At 37.3% G+C, this 5,089-nt stretch carries 5 protein-coding genes and 2 pseudogenes; 2 read left to right on the top strand and 5 right to left on the bottom strand.

The genetic code is table 11. The features are described 5' to 3' along the window. A pseudogene (locus BM213_RS14820) lies at positions 1–197 on the top strand (IS4 family transposase); the annotation flags it as partial. 671 nt (positions 198–868) lie between these two features. Here BM213_RS14820 and BM213_RS14100 read toward each other — a convergent pair. The 5 genes from BM213_RS14100 to BM213_RS14080 form a co-directional block, all read right to left on the bottom strand. After that, positions 869–1,078, bottom strand: a complete 210-nt coding sequence (locus BM213_RS14100) for a DUF6501 family protein (protein WP_004890363.1) — start codon at positions 1,076–1,078, stop codon at positions 869–871. 14 nt (positions 1,079–1,092) lie between these two features. Continuing rightward, entirely contained in the window at positions 1,093–1,296 is a 204-nt protein-coding gene (locus BM213_RS14095) for a hypothetical protein (RefSeq protein WP_003398692.1), read from the bottom strand. 97 nt (positions 1,297–1,393) lie between these two features. Next, complete coding sequence (ilvA, locus tag BM213_RS14090) at positions 1,394–2,602, bottom strand: threonine ammonia-lyase (protein WP_091705191.1); 1,209 nt, start codon at positions 2,600–2,602, stop codon at positions 1,394–1,396. A 157-nt stretch (positions 2,603–2,759) separates the two neighbouring features. After that, complete coding sequence (locus BM213_RS14085; protein ID WP_091705187.1) at positions 2,760–3,656, bottom strand: manganese catalase family protein; 897 nt, start codon at positions 3,654–3,656, stop codon at positions 2,760–2,762. 13 nt (positions 3,657–3,669) lie between these two features. Further along, positions 3,670–3,876: a YuzF family protein gene (locus BM213_RS14080; RefSeq protein ID WP_091705184.1), complete on the bottom strand. Its 207-nt coding sequence runs from the start codon at positions 3,874–3,876 to the stop codon at positions 3,670–3,672. A 170-nt stretch (positions 3,877–4,046) separates the two neighbouring features. Here BM213_RS14080 and BM213_RS14075 point away from each other — a divergent pair. Continuing rightward, a pseudogene (locus BM213_RS14075) lies at positions 4,047–4,892 on the top strand (histidine kinase dimerization/phospho-acceptor domain-containing protein); the annotation flags it as partial. Positions 4,893–5,089 lie beyond the last annotated feature (197 nt).

Raw genomic sequence — 5,089 nt, 5'->3', positions numbered from 1 at the left:
ACTTTTATGGAATGAGTGAAACAGCTATTCAAAATCAAATTTTCTTAGCCCTTATCACGTATTGCTTACATGTTCTCATTCAATTGGAGATGAAAAGTAAGAAATCCCTACTTCGAATTACTCGTTGGTTAAAGAGAGCTCTGTGGAAACCAGCTTATGTTTGGTTGCGAAAATTTGATGGGCGAGCCAGTCCATAATCTCCCTTTTGTCGTTGTCGCTCTGATTTAACTGTATATATTTACCAAATGGGCAGTGCCGCCTTTCTTTAGGTTTTGTCTTTTTGGCACAAATTCACAAAAAATAATTAACAGAAAATTCTAACTATATTTATGCAATGCTAATGATTCGTAATATTTCCTTAATGCTATAATATGTAGGTTCAGAAGTGACTTGTGAAATAGCAACCTTTGAAGAAATGTTATTCCAAGTTGCATATGCGGTGTCTGCACGGTTATGATAACCTGTACTGGAAACGCTAGCATCACGCCAATACTTAAGATTTTGTGCCCCAGCATATCCATTAAGGTTATAGTGATCTGAGTGGGCGCTAACTAGGATGGTTGGTAGTAAAAAAGCTAGCGAGGGAATAAGACATGACGCTCCCCTTCCTTTCCTGTACTAACCGTTATATCTGTATTATATTACATAATACGGTTTATGTAAATATTTACAAAAAAATAAAAAAGCCGCCAAAATGGCAAGCTTTTTTATTTATGGCTATGTCCATTTTGATGACTATCTTGTTGCATATTGTCGTTATGACCATGACCATGTCCATCTTCCTTGTTTTGCATCATCTGTTTCTTTTTCATATAACGTTCGTGGGCGACCTTATCAACAGCTGTGTTAAAAATGAAAAAAAGCGGTGCTATACCGCTTTTTCTGTAAAATAGTGCTTATAGTATCCGCCAACTTTTCCACGGTTATCAACAATGAAATAAAAATCGTCTGTTTCGTTTTTTACTTCATATTCTTTACCTGGAGTTAATACATTGTGAACAATGTACTTTTCCGCGTTCGTATGATTACATACAACTGTTTTTATCGTTGGACGTTCATGCCAGCTCAAATGAATCATGAGCGATTCCTCCTTCAAGAACCTTTATATTTATTTAAAAATTTAGCGAGTTCATGTAGTGCTTGCAATACTGCAAAATGTTTATCGTTCCCGCTTGCCTGCGCGGTGGCCACATCCTTAAATTTGGCGTGCGCTTCATACGTTCCATTTTTTTTGTATACATCTACTCGTACAGTTCCCCTCGGATGTGGAACGATAAAAAACTCCATTCGTTTCATTTTCTCTCCCCACCTTTAACATCAAACGTGTATTTAATTTAATAATAGTAGAAAATGTATACGTTTAAAAGCATTATTTCATACAAAAAACTACCTTTTAATCAAGACGGCGAATTGTATACCCAGACTCGGTGAGAACTCGTTGAATTTGATAAATATGATCGCTATTTTTTGTTTCAAGCGAGAAGTGAATTTCGGCTTGACCCGGGAGAACGTTCGTGCCCATCCGCTGATGGTCAATGGACATTACATTAGCTTCTAGATCAGCAATAATTCGAAGCAACCTATTTAATTGACCAGGTTTGTCTGAAATGACTGTTGAAAATGTAACAAAGCGTCCAGATTCAACAAGTCCCCGTTCGATAATGCGTGAAATGAGCGTTACATCGACATTCCCCCCGCTTAAAATGGCTACAATGTTTTTCCCTTCAAGCGGAATTTTTTTGTACAATAAAGCAGCTAATGAACAAGCCGCTGATCCTTCAACGAGCAATTTATTTCGCTCGAGTAAATATAGCATTGTTCGTGAAATATCTGTTTCTTCCACACAAACAATATCATCCACATATTTTTGTATGTATGAGAACGTTAAATCTCCAATTCGTTTAACAGCGATCCCGTCTGCAATTGTATTTGATGGAGTAATCATAACGGGTTGATTATATTGTTTAGCCGCTGTGGTGCTTGCACAAGCAGCAGATTCAACGCCATATATGCGGATAGTAGGATTTTTTTGTTTCATAGCAATAGCTAATCCTGCAAGCAACCCACCACCACCAACAGGGCAAACGACTGCATCAATATGGTCAAGCTGGTCAAATAATTCTAAACCAATTGTACCTTGTCCAGCAATAACGGCTGGGTCATCAAAAGGATGAACGAATGTTGCACCTGTTTCTTGCTGAAGCTTTCGAGCATATTCTAACGATTCGTCAAATACATCACCGTGTAGAATAACGTTTGCGCCATAACTTTGTGTCGCTTGAATTTTACTTAATGGCGCACCCTTCGGCATGACAATGGTACATGGTATTCCGATCATGCTGCTAGAATAAGCTACCCCTTGTGCATGATTGCCCGCTGAAGCTGCAATTACCCCACGCCTTTTCTCTTCTTCGCTCAATGAAATGATTTTATTGTACGATCCTCGAACTTTAAATGAACCTGTTTTCTGTAAGTTTTCTAATTTCATGTACACTCGATTATTTGATAGTCGACTAAACGTTTGTGAAAATTCAAGAGGAGTTTTGTGAACAACTGTTTTCATTCGTTGTTGCGCTTCGTATATGTGTTGTAGCGTGATCAATTCATCTCATCCTCCTTTGCATCTTTTTCATTATATGTTATTTGATCATAAACAAGCAATTGCCTATTCTCTTTCTTTGATTTTTAATTGATTATTTAGAACATAGTTCTATTATTTAAATTTAGGATAAAAAAAAGAGCTATGCATATTGCACAGCTCACAACCCCGCTGATTGTTGAAGACGTCTTGCAATTTCGAGAAAATCCTCGTATGAAATTCCTGGGGCAAATGTTTCCTCGACCGATTCCAAATCGGGGATCGGCGCTCCCTCTGGTGTTCCTTGAATCACTTCGAGCTGTCCCCCATCAAGCGGATGCGTTCCTTTCCAAATTTGCTTTACGTCCTGATAATCATGTTCACTAAATGTGTACAACTTCCGATGCCATCCTTGCTGTTCGTATTTACGTGCTACATCAAATTTATCATTGCTTAAGTTAGGAATTGGCAACATTTTTGTCACATCAACACCTGTGACAATTTGAAGTGCTTTCGCATAAGCGGTAATGTGCACTCCTCCACGCACAAGTAAATAACCAATCATTTCTCTTGCGACAGGATGATCGGTCATCTCATATACTCTCATTTTATGTGTACGAGCACCACATTCTAAGAAAAAATTGTGTAGCAAATCTAAAACTAAGTTCCCGCTGTTGAAGACGTAATCCCCTGACCACGATTTTCCCATTGAATCCCCTGGTAAAGCGGTTTGTGCTGTCGCGATAAAATGGTACGTATTTCGTTTATCTACCCCACTTTGCATCGGAGTAACATCCGGATCCCCTTCAAACGTTGTTCCCGTCAAACATAGATTAATCGCCGTTGTAACGAGTTCGACATGACCTAATTCCTCTGCTGTAATACTTGCAACTAAATCATAAAAAGGTTTTAATTTTTTCTTTTCACGAAAGTTGAACGACTGAAACAAATAATTATTTAACGTTGACATTTCCCCGAATCTTCCGCCGAGCAACTCTTGTACTGCTGCGGCGGCATTTGCATCCGCATACGTAGATTTCGGCAATTCAATCTGCAGTTTGTTCACTCTTGTAAACATTGTACTCCCCCTCTTATTTTGGCATAATCCAAGTGATTTGCTGAATGCGAACAAAAAAGAGGGTATCGCTACTTTTTAATACAATGTGATCTGGTTTTACATCTTGAATTATGCCTTGTATATTTCCACGCACCGTTTCGATTACTACTTCCCTTCCTTTAATCGTTTGTAACGTTTGATAAACATAAGGGTCGATGAAAGCCATAAATTGCGGTGTCATTTTCCTCCCCCTTTCTAACTTTTCCTTTCCAGTTTATTCACTCGTATTTGTGTTTATTACATTTTTTCATTTAGAACATAGTTTTATAAAAAAATAAAATACATACTAGCTGATTTATTTGTTTTACGATAAACTTCAACATAGAAATAGTGAAACAAGGGGTTAGAACGATGGAAACTCATGAGCAATTAAAACGAAAAATAAACGATCTTGAAGAAGAAGTGAAATTATATAAACGTTTTATCGAACACATTCCTTTCCCATTTTCGTACGTCGATCACGAAATAGGAAAGATGTTGAAAAAGGAAAATGATATATCTACTCCGATCGTCGAAAGAATAAAAAAAAATGAGCGACAAAAACCAATAATACAATGGAAAATGAATTTACAAAAAGATTATCCATTTGAACAAGTTGAACAATTTTTAGCGCCTATTTTTGATCTTGTTTCCCATCATATCGTTTTTGTTGATGCGAACGGAATCATTACATTATGTAACTTACAGGCAGCGAACGACATTGGCGTCAATCGGGATGAAATCATTGGAAAACATATTCGGGAGTTGTTAAACATTCCTGACGAACAGATTATGACGCTAAAAACACTGCGGACAAAACAACCGCTTTACAATTGTGAAGTGCTTGATCGGTACTATGGCATTATTAATACACGTATTTTATACAATGAAGATGGATCAATTAAACGCGTCATTAGTATGTTTCAATCGCTTAATCAAATGAAAGAAGCTGAAAAATTAGCGATCGCTGGGCGAATTGCTGCCGGGATTGCGCATGAAATTCGAAATCCGTTAACTACCGTAAGAGGATATTTACAGTTTTTGAAAGAGCAACTACCTGAACATATTGTCACACTCATCGAACAACTGTTAATTCCCGAACTCGATCGAGCAAACGATATTATTACAGACTTTTTAAACGTTGCAAAACCAAACGAAATGAAAATAGAGTGGATTGGCATAAACGAATTTATTCAAAACGATTTAGATCTTTTACTGTAGATGAGCAAATTTACTAACATAAATTTACAACCAAACAAAAAAGAAGACATGAACCCGATTCCTTGATTAGAATAGATGTGTCACCAAAACTATTCACAAGGAGGTTCATGTCTCATGAATAGATTAGCACATCATCAAGGAATTCACAAGTTTTTCACGATGTTGGGGTTGGCCCTTTATTTCTCGAAACCTGT

It is taken from the genome of Anoxybacillus pushchinoensis (genome assembly GCF_900111795.1).
Lineage (GTDB): Bacteria > Bacillota > Bacilli > Bacillales > Anoxybacillaceae > Anoxybacillus > Anoxybacillus pushchinoensis.
The sequence above is the reverse complement of the archived record's forward strand: the minus strand, read 5'-3'. Positions and strand labels throughout refer to the sequence as shown.